The sequence below is a fragment of the Jatrophihabitans telluris genome (genome assembly GCF_023516435.1).
Classification (GTDB): Bacteria; Actinomycetota; Actinomycetes; order Mycobacteriales; family Jatrophihabitantaceae; genus Jatrophihabitans_A; species Jatrophihabitans_A telluris.
Genome location: NZ_CP097332.1, coordinates 3,281,138 through 3,299,436, shown reverse-complemented (window position 1 = coordinate 3,299,436; position 18,299 = coordinate 3,281,138). Strand labels below are relative to the sequence as shown.

The 18,299-nt window shown below is 63.8% G+C and carries 11 protein-coding genes; 8 read left to right on the top strand and 3 right to left on the bottom strand.

Features of this window, described 5'->3' with window-relative positions; genetic code table 11:
• The 7 genes from M6D93_RS15195 to M6D93_RS15165 all read left to right on the top strand — a co-directional run bounded on the left by M6D93_RS15195 (position 1) and on the right by M6D93_RS15165 (position 13,009).
• Positions 1-885: a hypothetical protein gene (locus tag M6D93_RS15195; protein WP_249770353.1), complete on the top strand. Its 885-nt coding sequence runs from the start codon at positions 1-3 to the stop codon at positions 883-885.
• Entirely contained in the window at positions 882-3,908 is a 3,027-nt protein-coding gene (gene dpdH / locus M6D93_RS15190; protein ID WP_283818590.1) for a protein DpdH, read from the top strand. Before M6D93_RS15195 ends, dpdH begins: the two co-directional genes overlap by 4 nt.
• Entirely contained in the window at positions 3,901-4,590 is a 690-nt protein-coding gene (locus tag M6D93_RS15185; RefSeq protein WP_249770349.1) for a hypothetical protein, read from the top strand. The genes dpdH and M6D93_RS15185 overlap by 8 nt, the downstream gene beginning before the upstream one ends.
• A complete protein-coding gene (gene dpdJ, locus M6D93_RS15180; RefSeq protein WP_249770347.1) occupies positions 4,587-8,981 on the top strand; it encodes a protein DpdJ in 4,395 nt (1,464 codons plus the stop codon). Before M6D93_RS15185 ends, dpdJ begins: the two co-directional genes overlap by 4 nt.
• Before the next feature lie 11 nt (positions 8,982-8,992).
• Positions 8,993-9,493 (top strand): phospholipase D-like domain-containing protein DpdK, encoded by a 501-nt coding sequence (gene dpdK, locus M6D93_RS15175; RefSeq protein ID WP_249770345.1) that lies wholly within the window; start codon positions 8,993-8,995, stop codon positions 9,491-9,493.
• On the top strand, positions 9,493-11,580 hold the full coding sequence (gene dpdD / locus M6D93_RS15170; RefSeq protein WP_249770343.1) for a protein DpdD: 2,088 nt from the start codon (positions 9,493-9,495) through the stop codon (positions 11,578-11,580). The genes dpdK and dpdD overlap by 1 nt, the downstream gene beginning before the upstream one ends.
• Before the next feature lie 314 nt (positions 11,581-11,894).
• Positions 11,895-13,009, top strand: a protein-coding gene (locus M6D93_RS15165) for an IS3 family transposase (protein WP_249770341.1) whose coding sequence is annotated in 2 segments (ribosomal slippage) — positions 11,895-12,162 and positions 12,162-13,009 — 1,116 coding nt in all. Because the reading frame shifts where the segments join, the coding sequence is not laid out codon by codon here.
• Positions 13,010-13,180: 171 nt separating this feature from the next.
• Here the strand turns inward: M6D93_RS15165 and M6D93_RS15160 are convergent.
• Complete coding sequence (locus M6D93_RS15160; RefSeq protein WP_249770339.1) at positions 13,181-13,753, bottom strand: GNAT family N-acetyltransferase; 573 nt, start codon at positions 13,751-13,753, stop codon at positions 13,181-13,183.
• Positions 13,754-13,862: 109 nt separating this feature from the next.
• Between M6D93_RS15160 and M6D93_RS15155 the strand changes: the two genes are divergently transcribed.
• The gene (locus tag M6D93_RS15155; RefSeq protein WP_249774216.1) at positions 13,863-16,514 is read left to right on the top strand and encodes an AAA family ATPase; all 2,652 of its coding nucleotides are present in this window, start codon (positions 13,863-13,865) and stop codon (positions 16,512-16,514) included.
• A 93-nt stretch (positions 16,515-16,607) separates the two neighbouring features.
• On the opposite strand, the gene M6D93_RS15150 is transcribed toward M6D93_RS15155, so the two are convergent.
• The gene (locus M6D93_RS15150) at positions 16,608-17,102 is read right to left on the bottom strand and encodes a hypothetical protein (protein WP_249770337.1); all 495 of its coding nucleotides are present in this window, start codon (positions 17,100-17,102) and stop codon (positions 16,608-16,610) included.
• A gap of 210 nt (positions 17,103-17,312) precedes the next feature.
• Positions 17,313-18,278 carry a hypothetical protein gene (locus tag M6D93_RS15145; protein ID WP_249770335.1) on the bottom strand — a complete coding sequence of 322 codons (966 nt, stop codon included), beginning with the start codon at positions 18,276-18,278 and terminating at the stop codon, positions 17,313-17,315.
• Between the last annotated feature and the right edge of the window lie 21 nt (positions 18,279-18,299).

The window sequence follows — 18,299 nt, the reverse complement described above, 5'->3', positions numbered from 1 at the left end:
GTGGACATTCTGAACCCGAACCCGGCGGCAGGGTTTCCGCAAGCCCTCTGGCTGACCTATTGGGCCATCATGGATTACCCGGATCTGAATAGAGACGAGATCCTCGCCCTGGTCGTCCCCGAAGCTATGCGAGCCCATACCCCCGGCGATGGCGCACACGTCAAACGCGCGCTCGCTGGCCTGGTCGAATTCAGGCTTGTTGAGCGCTCTGGCGAGGGCCTGCACAGTTGCGCGAAGGTCGACAGCCCGCACGCGTTTCTGCGCCTTTTGCGCAACCGCCTTGTCAGGCCGCCGGACGAGTTGGGGGACGGCTTCGAGGGCGCGCCCGATGTCCGCGCGGGGCTGATCTGGTTGCTGCGCCAGTCGCCGACGGAACCACTGGACTATTCGGTCAACGTAGCGCCAGTAATGCCCACGAAACTGTTCACGAACGGTGCTCACTGGAACACCTTCCGTTCCTGGTGCGAGGCGCTCGGATTTGGCCGGCCGGCGTTGACGTCAATGGTGACCGGTTCCGGTCAAAAAGTGACCGGGGCGAAGGTCGTCCCCGACCCTACCGTCGCGGTCATTGATGCCATCCGGTATCCATTCGGTGAGCCGCTAGCGAAGGGAGCGCAAATCCCGATCGGCAGTCTGCTTGAGTTTCTCCGCAATGAGTTGCCGGTTCTGCCTGGCCATCCGAGTGCGACCTATCCGGGCCTCGGCGACGATTCGGATGGAGGTGTGCGCGCGCTCGGACTCGCGCTGGCGAGCGCAGAGGAACGTCACCTTCTGACTATGACGTACCAGTCTGACCCGTCGGGTGTGATGGCGCTGCCGGACGCCCAAGAGCACGGGAAGCCGCGATACGTCTCGGCCGTGACAATCACGAAAGACACCCGATGAATACACAGGTCAACGTCGTTTGCTGGTCCTCCGAGGTCGTCACCGCCACGATACCCACCGAAGCGGCTACGCCCTCGGACGCGGTCCTACTTGCTACACACTCGCCATTGCGGATCAGTCGGCGCGGAGGAAGAGGCGGCCGCGACGGGATCGAAACGGTGAGCGAGGACACGGTCCTTCGGGAGTTCCTTGAAGGCGCGCCGAATAACGGCGTCCTCGTAGCGACAGTCCTTGGCGAGTCGGGAGCCGGAAAATCTCATCTGGTCCGCTGGACCCACGCGAAAATCGCTAAGAAGCAGAAACGTCACGTGATCTATCTGCAGAAGACCGAGACCAGCCTGAAGGATGTTGTCGAAAGGCTGCTCCTCGACCACGCCGACCCCGATTTCGACGATATTCGTCGGAAAATCGGAAGCCTTGGTAGCGGCGTCACGGTCGAGGAGATGGAACAGAAGATCCTCGCAGAGTTGGCTGAGGCACTCCGCACCCACGAGTCTCAGACTCCTCATGGCAAGGCACTCGTCGGGGAGAACGGACTGAGTCTGTTCTTCCTCGATCCTCTGTTTCGTAGCCACCTCCTTCGGCCCGGATCGTTCATCAAACGACGTGCCCATCATGCACTGCATGGTCGCGACCCCGACGAACCCGACATCCCACTTGAATTCACCGTCGATGAACTTCCACTCGACATCGTGGACTACGCCAACCTCAAGGACGCTGCGGCAGCGACTCGTAAGCTATTCACCCGGCTTTCCAACAATGGCCCAATGCAGGCTGAGGCTGTGCGCCTGCTCAATGGACTGCTCGACGTAGCGGTTACCAAAGCTGCCAGCCTCGGTGTCGGTGATGTAAGCGAGGCCTTCAAGAAGATTCGCGAGAAGTTGGTCGGTCAAGAGATCGTCTTGCTGATCGAGGACGTCGCGCTGATCCAGGGCGTGCGCCGCGACCTGCTCGACGCGATCGTCGAGGTCGGAGTCGTCCAGGGCGTTGAGCGCTATGCAACGTTGCGGACAATGATGGCAGTGACGCCGGGCTATTACCACGAGTCGCTACCCGAGACCTTTCGTAGACGCTCGGAGGCGACGTCGCCGCTATACGAGGTCGACGTGGACCTTGCGGGGGCCGACGCGCAGGAGCTGGTCGATTTCGTTGGTCGTTATCTGAATGCAGCCCGGGTTGGCAAGGACGCCCTCGAGACTGAATTCCCGGGCGTCCCTAATGCCTGCGCTAAATGCGTTTATCAGCCGTCGTGTCACGGTTCATTCGGAGTGTCGAGTACAGGCTACGGTCTCTACCCCTACAACGAACTCGCGATTGTGCGCGCCGTGAATGCCTGTGCGGAGAAGTCTCCAGACGGCAAGGGCCGCTCCAACTTCAACCCACGGAAGGTCCTCTCCCGAGCGATCCGCGACGTCCTCAACGACAACGTCGATGTGATTGAAGCTGGCGAGTTCCCCCTGCCCTCCTTCCTCGCCGAGGAATCGACGAGGATGGCGCTGCCGCGCCTGCCGCTACATGTCCAGGAGAAGATCCAGGCTGATTACTCCGAAGGAGAGGCTGGGCGCCTCGAGACGGTCTTGAACTTCTGGGGCGACCGCGGTCGCACGGAGATAGATCAGGGAATTTTAACCGCGTTCGGTCACGAACCGATCCCCGAGACCCTGTTTGACCACCCCACTGACACGACCGAGCGCGCCCGGACCGACGGCGATCGGCCGCGCAACTACGATGCCTCGGGCGAGATCCCACGGTCGGTCAAAAGGAAGATCGAAGCAATCGATGATTGGGCGAACGGCAAGAAGATGCCCCCAACGCTCGCCAGTGAACTCCGCATCGTCGTTCGGGAAGCGTTGATCGCACGAGTGGACTGGTTCGAGCGGGTCATCAAGGATCCAGACGCCCCGACGGTGTCTAAGGCGATCCCAGCGGGCACCCGGACCGTTTCAATAGAAGGTTCAGACGAACATCTCAACGTGACTCCAATGGTGACGGTGAAGCGCTCCGCTCGGATGGCGATGATGCTGCGCGGCCTGGTCTTCATCGGCGCCGGCTTGCCGCAGTTAGCCGGCGAGGCGCTGCCTCGTCTCGATGCTCTTGTGGACGGCTGCATCGACCACGCCCGAGCGCGGATAGTGGCGGTGCTCGAGATTGACGACGACTCGCTCACGGATGCCGCCGGCTCACTGCTGCGGGGTGCGGCGGCCTGCGGACAACTCCCAGCGAAGCCGAGCGATATCGATCTGATCAACGCGGTGCTCTGGCGTGACGACGGCAAAGGTCGGATCGACGCATCGGCTCGCTCCCCCGAGTGGATGGACGCCTATACGAAGTACGTTGCGGCGCGGGGTGATGCGATCGATCGGCTACTTACCGGCGTCGGCGCGGCCCAAGGCAGTGGTGCAGTGCATGCGATCGACGTACACCGAATGACTGCGATTGTGCGTAGGGCCAAGGCGGCAGCGGCCTCGGACGCCAAGCTAGTGGTGCCCCAGTGGTGCGAAGACGCCGACAAGGAACTAAGGGGGCTAATTCGAGCGAGCCAGAACCAGATCGACCACTGGGCTGCCCTCGTCGGGAGAATCCGCGGCCAACTACCGCAGGGTCTCAGTTATCCCGACACCGTGGACGCCATCATTGAAGCCACCACGACCGGGCAGGCCTACGGTCTGGTCAAGGTCGCTAATCTTGCTGCACTGACCGACCTCAACGCCTCAGCGCGCAGTTGGAACGCGGCCGGGATCGCCCAACTGGAAAAGTTGTTGGAGTCCGCCAATGGGGAGACCGGCTTCGCCCTGTTGGGGCTGGTAGGAGCCCAAATCCAGGGAAACCTGGCCGCGATCGTGGACTATCTGGAAACGAGCACTCAATGGATCAATGCGGGTCTGCGTGACGCGACCGCGGACGGCGGATCGATTGCTGACCTCGACGCCGAGATCGAGCGCGTTATCGAGCGATGGTTCGAAATTCTGACTGAGCCCAACGCCGGTCCAACCTCGAGCGAAGAAGGGAAGTCACATGAATGACGTCATAGCAACCGAGACGCTGATGCTGCGAGCTAAGCGACTCGCATCGTTGGCGCGTGCTAAGCGGGATGACGAAGGCGCGTCGCAAGATCAGAGCCAGACTCAAACCGCCCTCAACAAGCTCGACGCAGAACTCACTGGCTTCGCGAGCGCTCTGGTCGTGCACCGTGCGTTGACGGCTGCGCACGTGCCCGTCGCAACGCCCACGGAGTTGGAGAAGCCCGCAAAGGCGCTCCGGGATCGGGTCGCGTCTCAGGGCCGTCCGACGGCCCAGTATCTTAATGCACGAGTCCGAGAAGTCGCCGGGATACGCGCCCAAATTGCTCAGAGCGATCAAGCTGCGTGGCGCGAATGGGCCGAGACTCAACTCAGAGCGCTCCCCCTAGCACTGCTTCCTCGCCTTGGCCCCAATCAGGCCCAAGTCAAGGAGCGGATACGGAAGTTGCAGTTGTCCGCGGCCGCCGCACCTACGAAGTCAGACATCGCGCTCTTCAGATTGAACCTGGACCACGTGCAGGACATTCTCGCGGATATTGAGGAGTCTGGTGACCTCAACGCCCTGCTCGCACGCTTCAGTGCCCACCGGGGGCGACTACCGCTTTCGGACGTCACAGACGAGGAGGTAGCGTTGATCCGCAACGAACCGTCCCTCGCTGAACAGATCTTCCTGAGCACCTCGTGACCGAAGACCGTTGGGCGGGTGTACCCGACCTCCTGACTCGGCTTGAGGACCTCGAACTGGGGTTGCTGTCCTGGGGCGTGGTTGACGGATTCCTCAGTGCCTCCGAGGTCGGTGAGGCCATTGAGGCGCAGTTGGACCTCGACGCCGCCCGAGGCGCTGTCCTGCTGTCCAACGACCAGTACCTTGAGCACCTCCTTGACGTCGGCCTGCTGCACCAATTGCCTGAGATCAAACCGCGGTATCGCACTCGGCTTGCCGAGACGCTTCGGTTGTTGCGGAGCCTTCGGCAACTGCTCCCCAAGGATCAGACGAAGGTCGATTGGTGGCGGCAATCAAGCCCGTTGGTGGCGGACTTTCGTCTCAGGGTCTCTCCACGTAGGTACCCCGCCCGTTCTGTGACGGTGACGGATCTGGTCGGGGAGCTGGAGCAGCTCGACGGCTGGACGACGGCGCAAACCCACGTCGTACGCAGTGTCGTTGGCAGCGACCACTCGGCCAAATTCCAGGTGCAGGCAACGCGGTCGATCCTGTCCGCCCTACGAGAACCGCATCCGGTGGGCCGAATCGTCACGGCAGGCACCGGTTCCGGCAAGACCCGCGCGTTCTATCTACCTGCGCTGCTGGACATCGCCGCAACGATCGACGTAGCTAGGAAGGGCCCGCACACGTTAGCGCTATACCCGCGCAACGAACTCTTACGCGACCAAGCAAGGGAGACACTTCGGGTTATCACGGACCTCGGACCACTTCGCGGTGCGGGCAGCAGGCCCGGCCGGGTTGGACTGCTTTACGGCAACACTCCGTTCAGTACCAAGGACTTCGCTCGGTCGGCGGGCCCCACGGGATGGCGACGTCAGGGCGAAAGTTGGATCGCTCCGTACTTTCCATGCCTGGACGACGACTGCGGCAGCCATCTGGTGTGGACCGATGCCGACCGATTGCAAGGCGTGGAGAGACTGGTCTGCCCCAGATGCGGAAAGCAGACTATGGAGGGCACGCTCGCCCTGACCCGGGCATCACTCAAGGATTACCCTCCGGACATCCTGTTCAGTTCCACGGAGATGTTGAGCAAGCAGTCGACGGATTCCAACCTCGCAGGTGTCCTCGGCTGGAAGGGTTCGAACGGCACCCGCCTGGTCCTTCTTGATGAGGTGCACACCTACACAGGTGTCCACGGCGCCCAGGTGGCGCTAATGCTCCGTCGATGGCGCTACGCCAATCGGCAGCACGGTACGCCGAGTCCGGTGATGGTCGGGCTCTCAGCGACACTGCGCAATGCCGCAGATTTCTTTGCGGACTTGACCGGCGTGGAGCGTGGCAACGTCGGGGAGATCAGCCCCGCGAACACTGACTTGCTCCCGACGAGTCGCGAGTACGGAATTGTGCTTCGCGGCGATCCGGTCTCTGGTGCGTCTTTGCTGTCAACCACCATTCAGACATTGATGCTGCTCGGGCGGGTCTTAGACACTCAACCCGGCATCTATGGATCGGTGGCCTTCGCCTTCACCGACGACCTCGATGTCATAAATCGTCTGCACGACAATCTGCGTGACGCGGAGGGCGAAGACCCGCGGGGGTTGGCGGGCGGTCAGATCCTTGCCGACCTGCGCTCGCCCTCGGCGTCCCAGGCCGGCGCTCGCTATCGGGATGGTCAGTCCTGGGATCTGCCCGCACATCTGAACCGGATGAGCCGCAGACTTCGAGTCGCGCGGACTTCGTCGCAGGATGCCGGAGTTGACAATACGGCTGACATCATCGTTGCCACGTCGTCGCTGGAAGTCGGCTTCAATGACCCAAGGGTCGGGGCAGTCATCCAGCACAAGGCCCCCCGCGACATGGCGTCCTTTCTGCAGCGACGGGGCCGAGCGGGTCGTCGATTGGCAATGCGTCCGATCACGGCGGTGGTGCTCTCTGACTATGGCCGCGATCGGATCGCCTACCAGACCTACGAGAAGTTGCTCGATCCCGAGATCGGCGCGCGGTCACTCCCCATAGGTAATCGCTTCGTTATCAAGATCCAGGCCACGCACGCGCTCATCGACTGGATCACGCGCCGGATAAACGTCGACGGACGGTGGGCGCTGCGGCCGCCATACAGGGGGGTCGCATACGACCGCGCTCCCGAAGTGGTCACATTGCTGCGGAGCCTCCTCGCTAGCGTCGACCTCCAGAGCGAACTTGCCGAGCATCTGCGGCGGAGCCTGTCTATCTCGGCTGACGAGGCCGAGGCCGCGCTCCGCGAAGAGCCACGTTCCCTGCTGCTCTCCGTCCTCCCCACGGCCTTACGTCGGCTGGAGTCAGGCTGGACGCCGCTGGCCGGGGAGGTCGATCCCGGCGCTCAGGGACGGGAACCGCTTCCCGAGTTCATGACGAACACGTTGTTCGATTCGCTCAACACACCCGACGTTGAGTTCGTGCTCCCTTTTCGGGTAGACGGCGAAGACGAAACGGCGATGCCGATTGACGCGGCGCTGCGCGAAGCCGTCCCAGGTCGGGTTCGACGGCGTTTTGGGTACAGCCACGCCAGCCACCGCACGTGGCTGCAACTGCCAGCGCTGGGCACGGACCTCGCCCTAACTGACGTCATTGAAAAGGGCCACGCCTTGGGAGTCTGGAAGACAGCGCGCGGTGAGGAGTTCACCGTAGTAAGGCCCCTGGTGCTCAGGCTCGAGAAGCCCCCACCGGAGGTTGCCGACAGTTCGTCAGCCCAACCGCTGTGGCGATCGGCGTTTGAGTACGACGAAGGCGCCCTACATGACGTCGACATTCCGACGCCGTCGGCCTGGTCTAGTCTTGTCGATCGGTGTGCGTTCGCGCTGCACGTAACCGGAGGTCCGCTGCGCGTGCGACGCATGACCATCGGATCTGATGGAGAACTGCAGGAGCGTCGCGGATCAGTCTCCGGCCGGACTCCGTTCTCGGTGCGGTACATCCATGACGGCCAGGCGGCCGCACTCGGATTCGAGATCGATGTCGATGGCATGATCCTTTCCGGTCGACTACCTGGAAACGCTCCGGAGTGGCTCGGTGACTTCCCGTCGTCCTCGGCGTGGCGAACGTTGGCGTTTCGTCGACGCGTGCTTGAGGACCCCCGACTCGTGCAAGTAGCCAACGGGTTCCAACTCGGCTGGCTCATCGAGGTCTACCTGCATGCTTACGTGTCATTCCGACTCAACGGTGGCTCTTCTGCCGACGCAACGGCGGCGCTTGCTAGCGGTCGATGGGCCGACAATCTGACGCAGTTCTTCGCGGTCCTGTACCGGACCGATGAGAGCTTGATTCTTGACAGTCGCGTTCTGGCGGGACTCCGGGACCTGATCACAACGCCGTTGGTGTGTTCCGTTATCGAGGAACACGGTCTTCTGTGTGCCACCGACGACCTGAGCGCGCAGACCTCTGACCTGCTCGATCGTGCCCTGGCCGACACCCTCGGTTGTGCCGTCCTAACGGCAGTCCAAGAGTGCAGTCCCGACGCTCAGGACGCCGACCTGATGGTCGATATTCAAATCGACGATGACCGTCGGTTCCGGGTGATCATCTCGGAAACCTCTATCGGGGGATTGGGTCTCCTTGAGTCGCTGCATCGCGACTATGCCCTCAATCCGAGTCACTTCTGGGACGCCGTCGCCCGCGCTTGCTCGCCGACAGAAGCGGAGGACGTCGACGATTCGATGAGCCGTCTCGTAAACGACCTGGTCGACCCAAATTCGCTGTTTGCGCCCGCAGTCAGAGACTTTCGGTCAGCCGAGGGCATCCGCGCGATGGATGCCGCATTGCAAACCCTCCTCCAGACTTGGACCGAGCACGACGGACCTCCCAGTCACTTACTCGTCTCGACCTTCGCCGCCCGAATGCTACGGCCCGGCTCGAAGCCGACCATCGACCAAGTTGTCGCGAACCTGGCACACGCGTGGGTGACCGAGGAGACGCGACTCGGTGTGGAGTTGGACGCTCGTGCCGTCGTGTTCCACGCCAGCCAGGGCAAGTTCGGCTTTTCGATCCTCCCGCTGACTGGTGACATGGCCTTCTCGATGTTATGGCTACGCGGTCCGTCTGCACGCTCGCAGCGCCTTGAACACTGGCACCCTTATCGGAGCGACGTAGTAGTAGAACGGCGGATCTTCGACCGGGCGTTGAGGGACGGCGCAGAACAGGTCGACGTTACCGACCCCAGGTGGCTCTCGCGCTACGTCGAGGCCGTCGAGCGCAAAGGGCGCGTCGTACTCACAGCACCGTATCCGAAGCGCACGACGATGGCCGGGGCGCTGCGTGACGCAACGGTGACTCCGGTTGAACGCAACGGACTGCGGGTCTACGCGCGGGTGACGGCGATCAACTGGCGGTATGGCCTTGTCCGAGTGCATCTGTCGCTGGCAGAGGACCTGCAGTGAGGTCACGAACGGTGCGCACCCGACCGCGTAACGGACTCGCCATTGGTGACGTGCTTACGGCGGCGCTACTTTCTGAGTTCTGCTCGCCGAGCCGGGAACTCTGGTTGGTCAGCGGTTGGGTCACGGATCTTCCGGTGGTCGATAACGCCTATAGACAGTTCGACGCCGTCCTTGGCGCTGACGCGCGCACCACCCTGACGTTGACGGAGGTGCTCGCCGCGCTGAGCCGTCGCGAAACGCACATCCACGTCGCCCTACGCGAGGAACAGCACAACCGACGCTTCGTCGAACGCGTCGAGAGCGTCTGCGACCCCGGTTTGCTTTCGATCTACTCGAGTCCGGACCTACACGAGAAGTTTCTGGTGGGCTGGACCTGGCTGATGAAGGGCTCGATGAACTTCACCTGGAACGGTGTCCAGGTCAATGAGGAGAGCATCGACTTCCAAGTCGATCCCGGGGAGGCTGCAAGACAGCGCCTCGAGTTGCGGACCCGATGGATCGGCGACGCATAGTGACCCGTACATCCGATGAGTTCATTTCCAAATTCTTTGGTCCCCCCAACAGCATCTGGCCCAACACGGACCCGAACGATCAGATCGTCAACACAATCGGCTTGTTCCTGGCCGCACTCTCAAGGCGCGGCGAGTGTCCCCTGATCCTGCCGCGTCGCGATCTCGCGGCGCTTCCCGCCATCCTCTACGTAGTCTGCTGGGACAGTGCTCATGCCGGGCGGGTGCGTCCGCTCCTCGAAGCAGCTGTTGCCCATAGTTGGTGTTCCTTCGACGGCCGAGTGACGCCCCTCGCCCTGTCCGACCCTGTGGAACGGGCGATTCTGGATCTTGTGGGTCCGGCCACCACGTTCAAACTGCGCCCGACTCAGGAATCGGCCGGACCGACCTTTCGCGCGCTGCAGCGTTTGGTCAGCTCGCTCGCCGAGACATCGTTGCGGACGCCGACCGCAGCCCGTCCGGTTGGTCGAATGCTGCGTGAGTTCGATCTAGCGCTTGCGTCCGGTGCTGTTCAGACGTCGCTGACTTTGCTGAAGGAGATCGAAGGATTCGGCGGCATCTCGCACGAGAATGTTGCCTTCCTCCAGATTCGCCGCCTTGCGCAACTCGGCCATGACCAGGACCTGCTGACGCACGGATCGTTGCCAACTTTGGTCTACACAGACCCCCCGCGACTCGTTAGGGAGGCCGTCCTCGGCGCCTGGGCGCGAGCCCGAGTGATCCCGGTGCTGGGTGCCGACGGACTCGACGCGGCCATCGCGTTGATCCGAGATTCTGACCCAGACATCGCCATGCTGGCGGACTCCACGTTGTTCGGCACCAAGGACGCTGGTGTCGCCACCGTCTGTGCGCTGGTCGCGCTGCTTCGGCAGGACATCGCCATGGCAGTTGCATTCAAGGAGAACTCGGGCGTGGCTCCCGACGTTCTCGCGCTGGCGCGCGCTCTGGCTGCAGCGTCGAGTGTGGTCGACGCACCGCAGATATTCCTGCCGGTGGTCTCGAATGAGACGCGTCCAGCGGCACCTGCGAACGAGGTGATCGACCAAGCGACGGCCGAAGATTCCGTAGATGAGTCCGAGGACGATTTGGTCGGAACCCTGCAGGAGTCGGTCGACCAGGCGCCGCACATGGACCAGGTTCCCCAACCTGTCGCTCAGGACTCGTGGCTGGCTTGGGTGGAGCATCTGGGAACTTCGGGCCAGGTCAATATCGACGCGGGGACGGCCGACCAATGGGCGCCAGCGTCGTCGATTGATGACCAACTAGCCGCCGCCGTCGACGGACTCTCCGAATTGGCCGTTGATGATCTCCTCGCCGGAGTCACCTGGTTCCTGGAAACAGATGATCCAGAAAACCCGGCTTCGGCAACGGCGATGGCCCTCATCCGTCGTTACCTGCTTTCTGAGCGGTTTGCCCCGAGTGACCTGGGCGCCCTTTGTTCACTGATCCAGATCTTCCTGCGCGGCGGACCGGGGCGAGACACTTATCGCGAACTGCTGGACGACCTCCGCAGTTACGCTCCGCAATGGGTGGCCGTCACCACGGCGACGAGGGTTCTGGACATCGCGGACGCCTTCGTTTGTGGACCGGCTGTCGACGCCGCTGGCCGCAGCGGCTTCGTGACCACCTTGCTTGCACCCCTTAACGCGCAGAAGCGGCGACTGCCCGTCTCGCTCCGCAACCTCGCGGGGCTTATCTGCCACGACGTTGAGCTGGACTTAGACTGGACCGTCCAGGAGGTCGAACCAGACGCTGATGCTGCAGCCGAACACGTTTCGAGCCTGGATCCACAGATCCTCCTGTACAGCCTCGACATTGGGACGCTGGCCCGGGTCCAATCGGCCATCAAGACCCAATGGCCGGGGGCGCGTGTCGCTTTGTCCGCGGTCAAGGTGGGCAATCAGTCGCTGAAGGGGCAGAGCCGCGGGGCGGACATCATCGTCATCGCCACTCGGCGCGCCGCTCATGCAGCAACGGGTTTCATCTCCGACAACGCCAGGGCTGATGCAAGGATCGTCTATCCAGACGGCTCCGGTTCAGGATCAATGCTCCGGGTAGTCGAGTCTGCGATTGCCGAGTGGGCGACCTAACCCAGCGCAGTCGCTTCCCGAGGGGTGGGACCAACTTCGTGGCTCTCTCGGGCCGGCAGACTGAGCCATCGCACTGCTGATTGAAGCACGATTGCCATCGACGCCTGCGACGGAAATTGACGGGCTTTTAGCTGTTGACTCAGTCGGGACACCGTCGCGAGGCGTGATCAAGCACCACTGTCAGGCCAGGGCGACTCATGGCGATCGACTATCTTCATGAGATGGCTGATCTGGTGGTGGCCTGACCCCGATTCGTAGGTCCAGTTCGAGTGAGAGTCTGAATGCCCCGATGCGGACAGGAAGGCTTGATGATCATGGCGACGAGGAAGCGGCATTCACCGGAGCAGGTCGTGCGGAAGTTGGCGACGGCGGATCGGCTGTTGGCCGAGGGCAAGGATCTGGCCGCGGTGTGCCGCGAGCTCGGGGTGTCCGAGGCGACCTATCACCGGTGGCGCAACCAGTTCGGTGGGTTGAAGGCCGACGACGCGAAGCGGCTCAAGGATGTCGAGCGGGAGAACTCCACGCTCAAGCGGCTGCTGGCCGATGCAGAGTTGGAGGAGGCGGCGTTGAAGGAGATCGCCAAGGGAAACTTCTGAGCCCGGAGCGACGCCGGGCTGCCGTGCACCACCTGATGAAGGTCCTGAACGTGTCCGAGCGGTTCGCCTGCCGCGTCGTCGGTCATCACCGCGCGACGCAGCGACGCGACCCGGCGAGCACCACACCGGGTGACCCGGACGCAGCGCTGCGGGCTTGGCTGCGTGAGTGGGCCAAGGACCATCCGCGGCGCGGGTTCCGCAACGCCTGTGCCGACGCTCGCGGTGAGGGCTGGAACGTCAACCACAAGAAGATCCAGCGACTCTGGCGCGATGAAGGGCTGCGGGTGCCGCAACGTCGACGACGCAAGCGATTGGGCACCAGCACGGCTGCGGACCGACCCACTGCCGATGCCCCGAACCGGGTGTGGGCGGTGGACTTCCAGTTCGATGCCACCACCGATGGCCGGCCGATCAAGCTGGTGTCGATCATCGACGAGCACACCCGCGAATGCCTCGGCGGACTCGTACAACGCTCGATCACCGGCGACCGGCCCATCGACGAACTCGACCGCCTCGCCACCGCCCGCGGCTACCCGACGGTGCTGCGCTGCGACAACGGCCCCGAGCTGGCCTGCGACGCGATGGCCGACTGGGCCGGCGAACGTGTCGGGCTGTCCTTCATCCCGCCCGGCGAGCCCTGGCGTAACGGTTACGTCGAATCATTCAACTCCCGGGTCCGAGACGAGTGCCTCAACATCAACAGCTTCTGGTCACTGGCCCAAGCCCGGGTCGTGATCACCGACTGGAAGGACGACTACAACCATCGCCGACGACACAGCTCGCTCGGCTACCAAGCGCCAGCGGTCTACGCTGCCGCTTGCACCGACCGATGAACGACTCTCAAAACGAGTAGATCAGTTCTCGGGGTCCGGCCAGGGCAGCCTGCGTTCGGGTTCGAGGTCGTTCGCCAACGTTCGCCGTTTTGAGGAAACCCCTATGCGATAAGCCTTCGCTCATCAGCGCACGTCCGTGAATATAGACAAAACGGACTGGCAGTGTGGGGGTCAGGAGTGTGAGTCCCTCAGTGCTCCGCCGATGTCAGTTGGGATGAACGAATACATCGCCACGTCGATGCGGCGCCCCCGAAGGTCCATCCACTGTCGGAGAATTCCTTCGAACGTGAATCCAGCGCGTTCGGCGACGCGGGTGGATGCCCCGTTGGCCGGCTCGACGACGAGTTCGACGCGGGCCCCTCGCCGCTCGATGAGGAACCATCTCGTCACGATCCGCAGTGCCTCAGTCACGAATCCGTTGCCTCTGAGATCCGGAACTGACCAGTAACCGATGTGGGCGACGCCCGCAGCCATCCGGTGTGCTCCGATGCTTCCGGCCACACGGCCGGTCGCCGCGACGACGATTGCAAATATGCCGCCGCCGTCCATCCACGCTGACGCGGCGATGCTCGTGACGTAGTCGATCGCGTCGGAGCGGCCGTAGGGGGAGGGGACCGTTGTCCATCGTTGAATGGCACTGTCCTGGCAAGCCGCGTATACCGCGTCCGCGTCATCGATGTGCCACGGGCGGATAATGACGTTCGTGCCATTCAAAGTCGGCTGGCACTCCCGGGCACGGCTCATGGTACGAAGTTAGACGCTCAACGCGCCCCTGTGCGGAGGGGAACTCGAAAACCTCCGGGCGAGAGGTTCGGCTACAGCCAAGGTCGGGCGTCATTATTGAACGGTGCGAATGGAGGCCAGCCAGCCGATCGGCCGGGAGGACGACGTCGCGGCCATCCTCGCCGCGCTAGCTGCCGACGCCTGCGTCGTTGTGGAGGGCGAGCCTGGGATCGGTAAGACGTCGGTGCTGCGGAGCGCGCTGGAACAGTGCCGGCTACGCCTGGCGTGGTCGGTTACGTGCCACGAGGCTGAGCGAGACCTCGGTCTCGCCGTGCTGGCCGATCTGCTCGATTCCATGCCATCGAGCGCCTATGCGTCCCTTTCTTCGGAGTTGCGGCGCGTCGCCGATATCGTTCTTTTCCGTGACGCTCCTGCCGGGGACCCGGTTGACTCACGCGCGCTCGGCGAAGTGACGCTGGCAGCGTTGCGAGCCGTCTCCGAGGACGAGCCCGTTGTTGTCGCGGTGGACGACCTGCAGTGGTGTGATCGCAGCTCTCTCAAGGCGCTCGCATTCGCGCTGCGGCGTATCGAACAGCGGGAAGTGAGCGTCCTCGCCACGCGTCGGCCGGCGCACGAGGCCCCCATGCCGAACGAAGCGCTGTTCGTGCTCGGCCCGCTAGCCGGCGAGCCGTTGCGAGCTTTGATTCGCCGATCCGCCTCCGGGCCGCTTCCGCCCGGAGCTGTCGAGGACATCGTGCGGCGCAGTGGCGGTAACCCTTTCTACGCTGTGGAACTGGCACATGACCGTGCCCGCCCGGACGGGGCCGACCGTCGAGTGTCCTCGCTGAGCGCATTGCTCTCCAGACAGATTGCGGCCGTCCCGGTGGAGGAACAGCCGGCTTTGCGCTATCTCGCGGTATGCGGAGAAGCGGGTTCGGATGAAATGGACCCCGACGGCCTTCCCTATTCGCTGGGGGCACGCCTGGTCGCCGCACGCGATGGACGACTCGCCTTTCGCCATCCGCTGCTGGCCAGCGCTGCACTCGAACAGGCAACGGCGGTGCAACTGCGGTCGGCGCATGACCGCGCAGCGCGGGTAGCGAGGGACCCCGTGGAGCGTGCGCTGCACCGCGCACGTTCCGGAATCGGGTCCGAGAAGGTTGGATCCGAACTCGACGCCGCCACGGATCTGGCGCTCGCCCGCGGTGATCTGGACGGGGCGCGCACGCTAGCGCAACTTGCGGTGGAACATGGCCGGACGGAGGGACGGCTCGTGACGCTCGCCGAGCTGGAGGCCGAGCTCGGTGCGACGGCGACCGCGGCGACGCTCGCACGGGAGTTGTTAGCCTCCGCGACGACCGCACCCGCACGTAACCGTGCGTTGCGGATTCTTGCCTGGTCGCAGGACAACGCGGCTGTTGCCGATGAACTGCTCGCCGAGGCCGCCGAGCTGTCCGGATTGTCGCAGGAGCTGCGACTGGCCACACGGGCGCAACGCGCACACGTCCACCGCATCATGACCCAGCCGCGAGAGGCACAACTCGACCTTGAAGCCATCCTCGACGAGGCACGCGAGGGAACCCCGACCTGGGCGACTGCCGCGGCGCACGAGTGCGTGAATCGGCGCCTGCTCGGCCGCTCGGTCGACGGGGATCGGCTGTCCCGCGCGGTGGAGATCGACCGCACGCTCGGCTGCGACTGGCCGAGCCTGGCGCTCAGTGATGCGGCAGTGATCGCCTATTTCGACGACAGGCACGACGAAGCGCGGCAGCTCATGGCCGAGGCGGAGAGCCTCGCCCTCCGCAACGGTGGGTTCCCTTCTACTGGCGTTTACACGGCGGCATTGGACCGGCGCACTGGACAGTTGGCCTCGGCCGAAGCCAAGCTGCTCAGATTCCTCGACCGAAAGGCGGGCGTCGACCGAACTCCGGCTCTGCTCGAGTTAGCTCACGTCAATGCCTGGCAGGGACGCAGCGACGAAGCCCAAACGCGAGTCCGGGAGGCCTTTGCGCTTCAAGGTTCGCTCCCTCCCCGCGACCCGGCCCGGGGCGAATTCATCGCCGGTTTCGTTCACGTCCTCGACGGACGTCCCCACGAGGGCTGGGACCACCTTTGTCGAGCAGTCGACCACCTGCGCGTACGCGGGATCGCCGAACCCTCCTTCGTCCCTGCTCTGCCGGCTGCAGTGGAGGTCGCCGCTGCCTGCGGCAAGCTGTCCGAGGCCGCGTCGCTACTCGACCAGCTCGAGAATCAGTCACACGCCTTGTGTAGCCGGTGGGGCCTCGCGGCCGCCGAAGCCGGACACGGATACCTTGCCGGTGCGCGAGGCGAGACCGACGACGCCGAACGACATTTCGCTTCTGCCATCCACCTCTTCGAGGAGCTGCGCCTCCCGCTCGAAGCCGGGCGTGTCCAGTTGGCCCTGGGCAGCTTGCTCCGGCGGACCCGTCGGCGACGCCAAGCGCAGGAGCTCCTGCAACGCGTGATCGGCACGTTCACCTCCTGCGGCGCGAGTGGTCTCGCTGTACAAGCAGAACAGGAACTTGCTCGTACTGGAGTCCTCGGACGAGCCGCCTCGACCGCACTAACGCCATCGGAACGGCTAGTTGCCGAACTGGCCGCACGCGGAATGCGAAACACAGACGTTGCGGTTCAGATGCATCTATCGGTGAAGACCGTCGAAGCCCATCTCGGCCGCGTCTATCGCAAGCTGCAGGTCCGCAACCGAACCGAACTCGCGGGACGCCTCGCTTCGCCGGACTGGCAGCAACCCGGCTCGTAGTGCCGGGCGGGCCCCGCGACGTAGGTCCCGACTGCGGCCGCAATCCTCGTTCAGCCGATTGCACCTCCGCTTGAGGCAAGCGTCGACCCACCGCTAGCGCACCGCCGCGACGGGGATGGCTTCGATGACGGCTGTAGTGACGTAGGTGCCAAGGCCGAAGGTGAATGAGTTGCACACAAGCTTGATCGTCTGGCCGGCCTGGACTCGGATGGCGTCCGTCATCGTGGCGGTGCCGTAGATGGAGCCCGTCCCTGGGTTGCCGGCGGTGCCGAACACACCGTCGTTGCCGCTCCCGGAGGCACTGCAGACGATCTGGTCGTGCGAGGCGATCACCGCGCCGGCGACCGAGGTCACGAGGTACAAGCCTGCTGGCAGGGCCGCGGTCGCAGCGAGCGTGGTGGGCGCGTACTGCGGACCCAGAACGGTTTTCTGATTGACGGCCATCGCCTGATAGACCGTCGGCTTCGCAATGGGCGGCGTCGTCGCGGCCTGGGCCGTCCCTCCCTGGGTGAGACTTACCGTGATCCCAGCTGCGCCGAGAGCTGCGAGAGCGATTGCGGGAGCGAGCTTCCTACCGAACGCGGTCATGGTGCCTCCTCTGGACTACCGAACCGCCATTCGGCCCGGTCTCACGACGGGCCGGATGCACCGGTGTCGCAGAGTCAAGCCTGCCGGGGACAACCTTCGACGGCGTCGGGGAAAACCCTTGAACATGCTGCTTGACAGCCCGGGCGTCACAACCTGGCCGGCCTGCGCTGTCGCCAGGGCGGCGCCGTTAGCTGTCCAGTCCGCGGATGCCTACCAGGACCACTGCTGAGGACCGTAGACGCGCCCGGCCTCCTCGGGTGCCAGGTCGGTCAGCCCCGCCGGGTTCCCTCGCGCGACCAGGTAGTCGTTCAGATTGACCGGAAGTTCATGGGATCGGTCCTCAGCGACGTACCGCAGTACGACCGCGGGAGCGAAGTGCTCCCACACCAGTTGAGGGTCGATCGCGTCTATCGCGACCGGTCGCCGAGGAGTGAGAAGCTCCCGGTAGTAATCGGTCTCGGTGAAGTAGAGCAAGGGCACGCGGACCGTCACGAGCCGATCGAGATCTCCGGTCGGCCAGGCGTACCAGGATTCGTACGAATCTTGCCTCCCGACTGAACCCCACATGTTGCGCACGGCGGCGACCAACCATTCCGCTTCCCATTTCCAGTGATAGCTAACGCCGCCCTGGAGTAGCGCCGTGACGCCGTGCTGAAAATTGTCCACATTGGCCTTGAGCGTGAGATACGTGCCCGGATTAGCCCGAGCCCAGTCGCGGTTCGTGAGGAGCACGTGGTTGACATCCAGCCGACGACGCTCGGCTGGCAGTTCCAGAAGCGTAAGAACGCAGTCCGTGGCCACGGCCTGGTCCCCTCCGACGAATTCTCCGTGCTCGCCGATGGTCACAGAGAATCCCGCAGGCGACGGAGCGGTTGTCGGTTCAGGCGCTGACCGCAGTCGAGACTCAGAGCGGTCACCGCTAGCGGGCGAGGTGCGGCATCCCCACGCGAATAGGGCGATGGCGCTGATTGCGAGCGCGAGGAGGGCTCCGATGACGATTGCCACCACCGGCGTCGACGGGGTTGTCGCGGTCAGGACTCCGGCGGCGATGACCACGAGAAGACCGAACGCGAGCATGAATACCAGACGTTGGTCGAGCACTCGATCGGCAAGCCGGTCGAAGGAGTCGAGGGCGCGTGAGGGCTTCGCGTCCGATCCGCTTCCATCTTCAGACAAGGGTGTCTCCCTGGTGAGGCT

Excerpts from the sequence above, each read along its gene's own strand:
- dpdH (WP_283818590.1), top strand. The coding sequence starts at position 882 with ATGAATACACAGGTCAACGTCGTTTGCTGGTCCTCCGAGGTCGTCACC.
- M6D93_RS15185 (WP_249770349.1), top strand. The coding sequence starts at position 3,901 with ATGAATGACGTCATAGCAACCGAGACGCTGATGCTGCGAGCTAAGCGA.
- M6D93_RS15160 (WP_249770339.1), bottom strand. The coding sequence starts at position 13,753 with ATGAGCCGTGCCCGGGAGTGCCAGCCGACTTTGAATGGCACGAACGTC.
- M6D93_RS15155 (WP_249774216.1), top strand. The coding sequence starts at position 13,863 with ATGGAGGCCAGCCAGCCGATCGGCCGGGAGGACGACGTCGCGGCCATC.
- M6D93_RS15150 (WP_249770337.1), bottom strand. The coding sequence starts at position 17,102 with ATGACCGCGTTCGGTAGGAAGCTCGCTCCCGCAATCGCTCTCGCAGCT.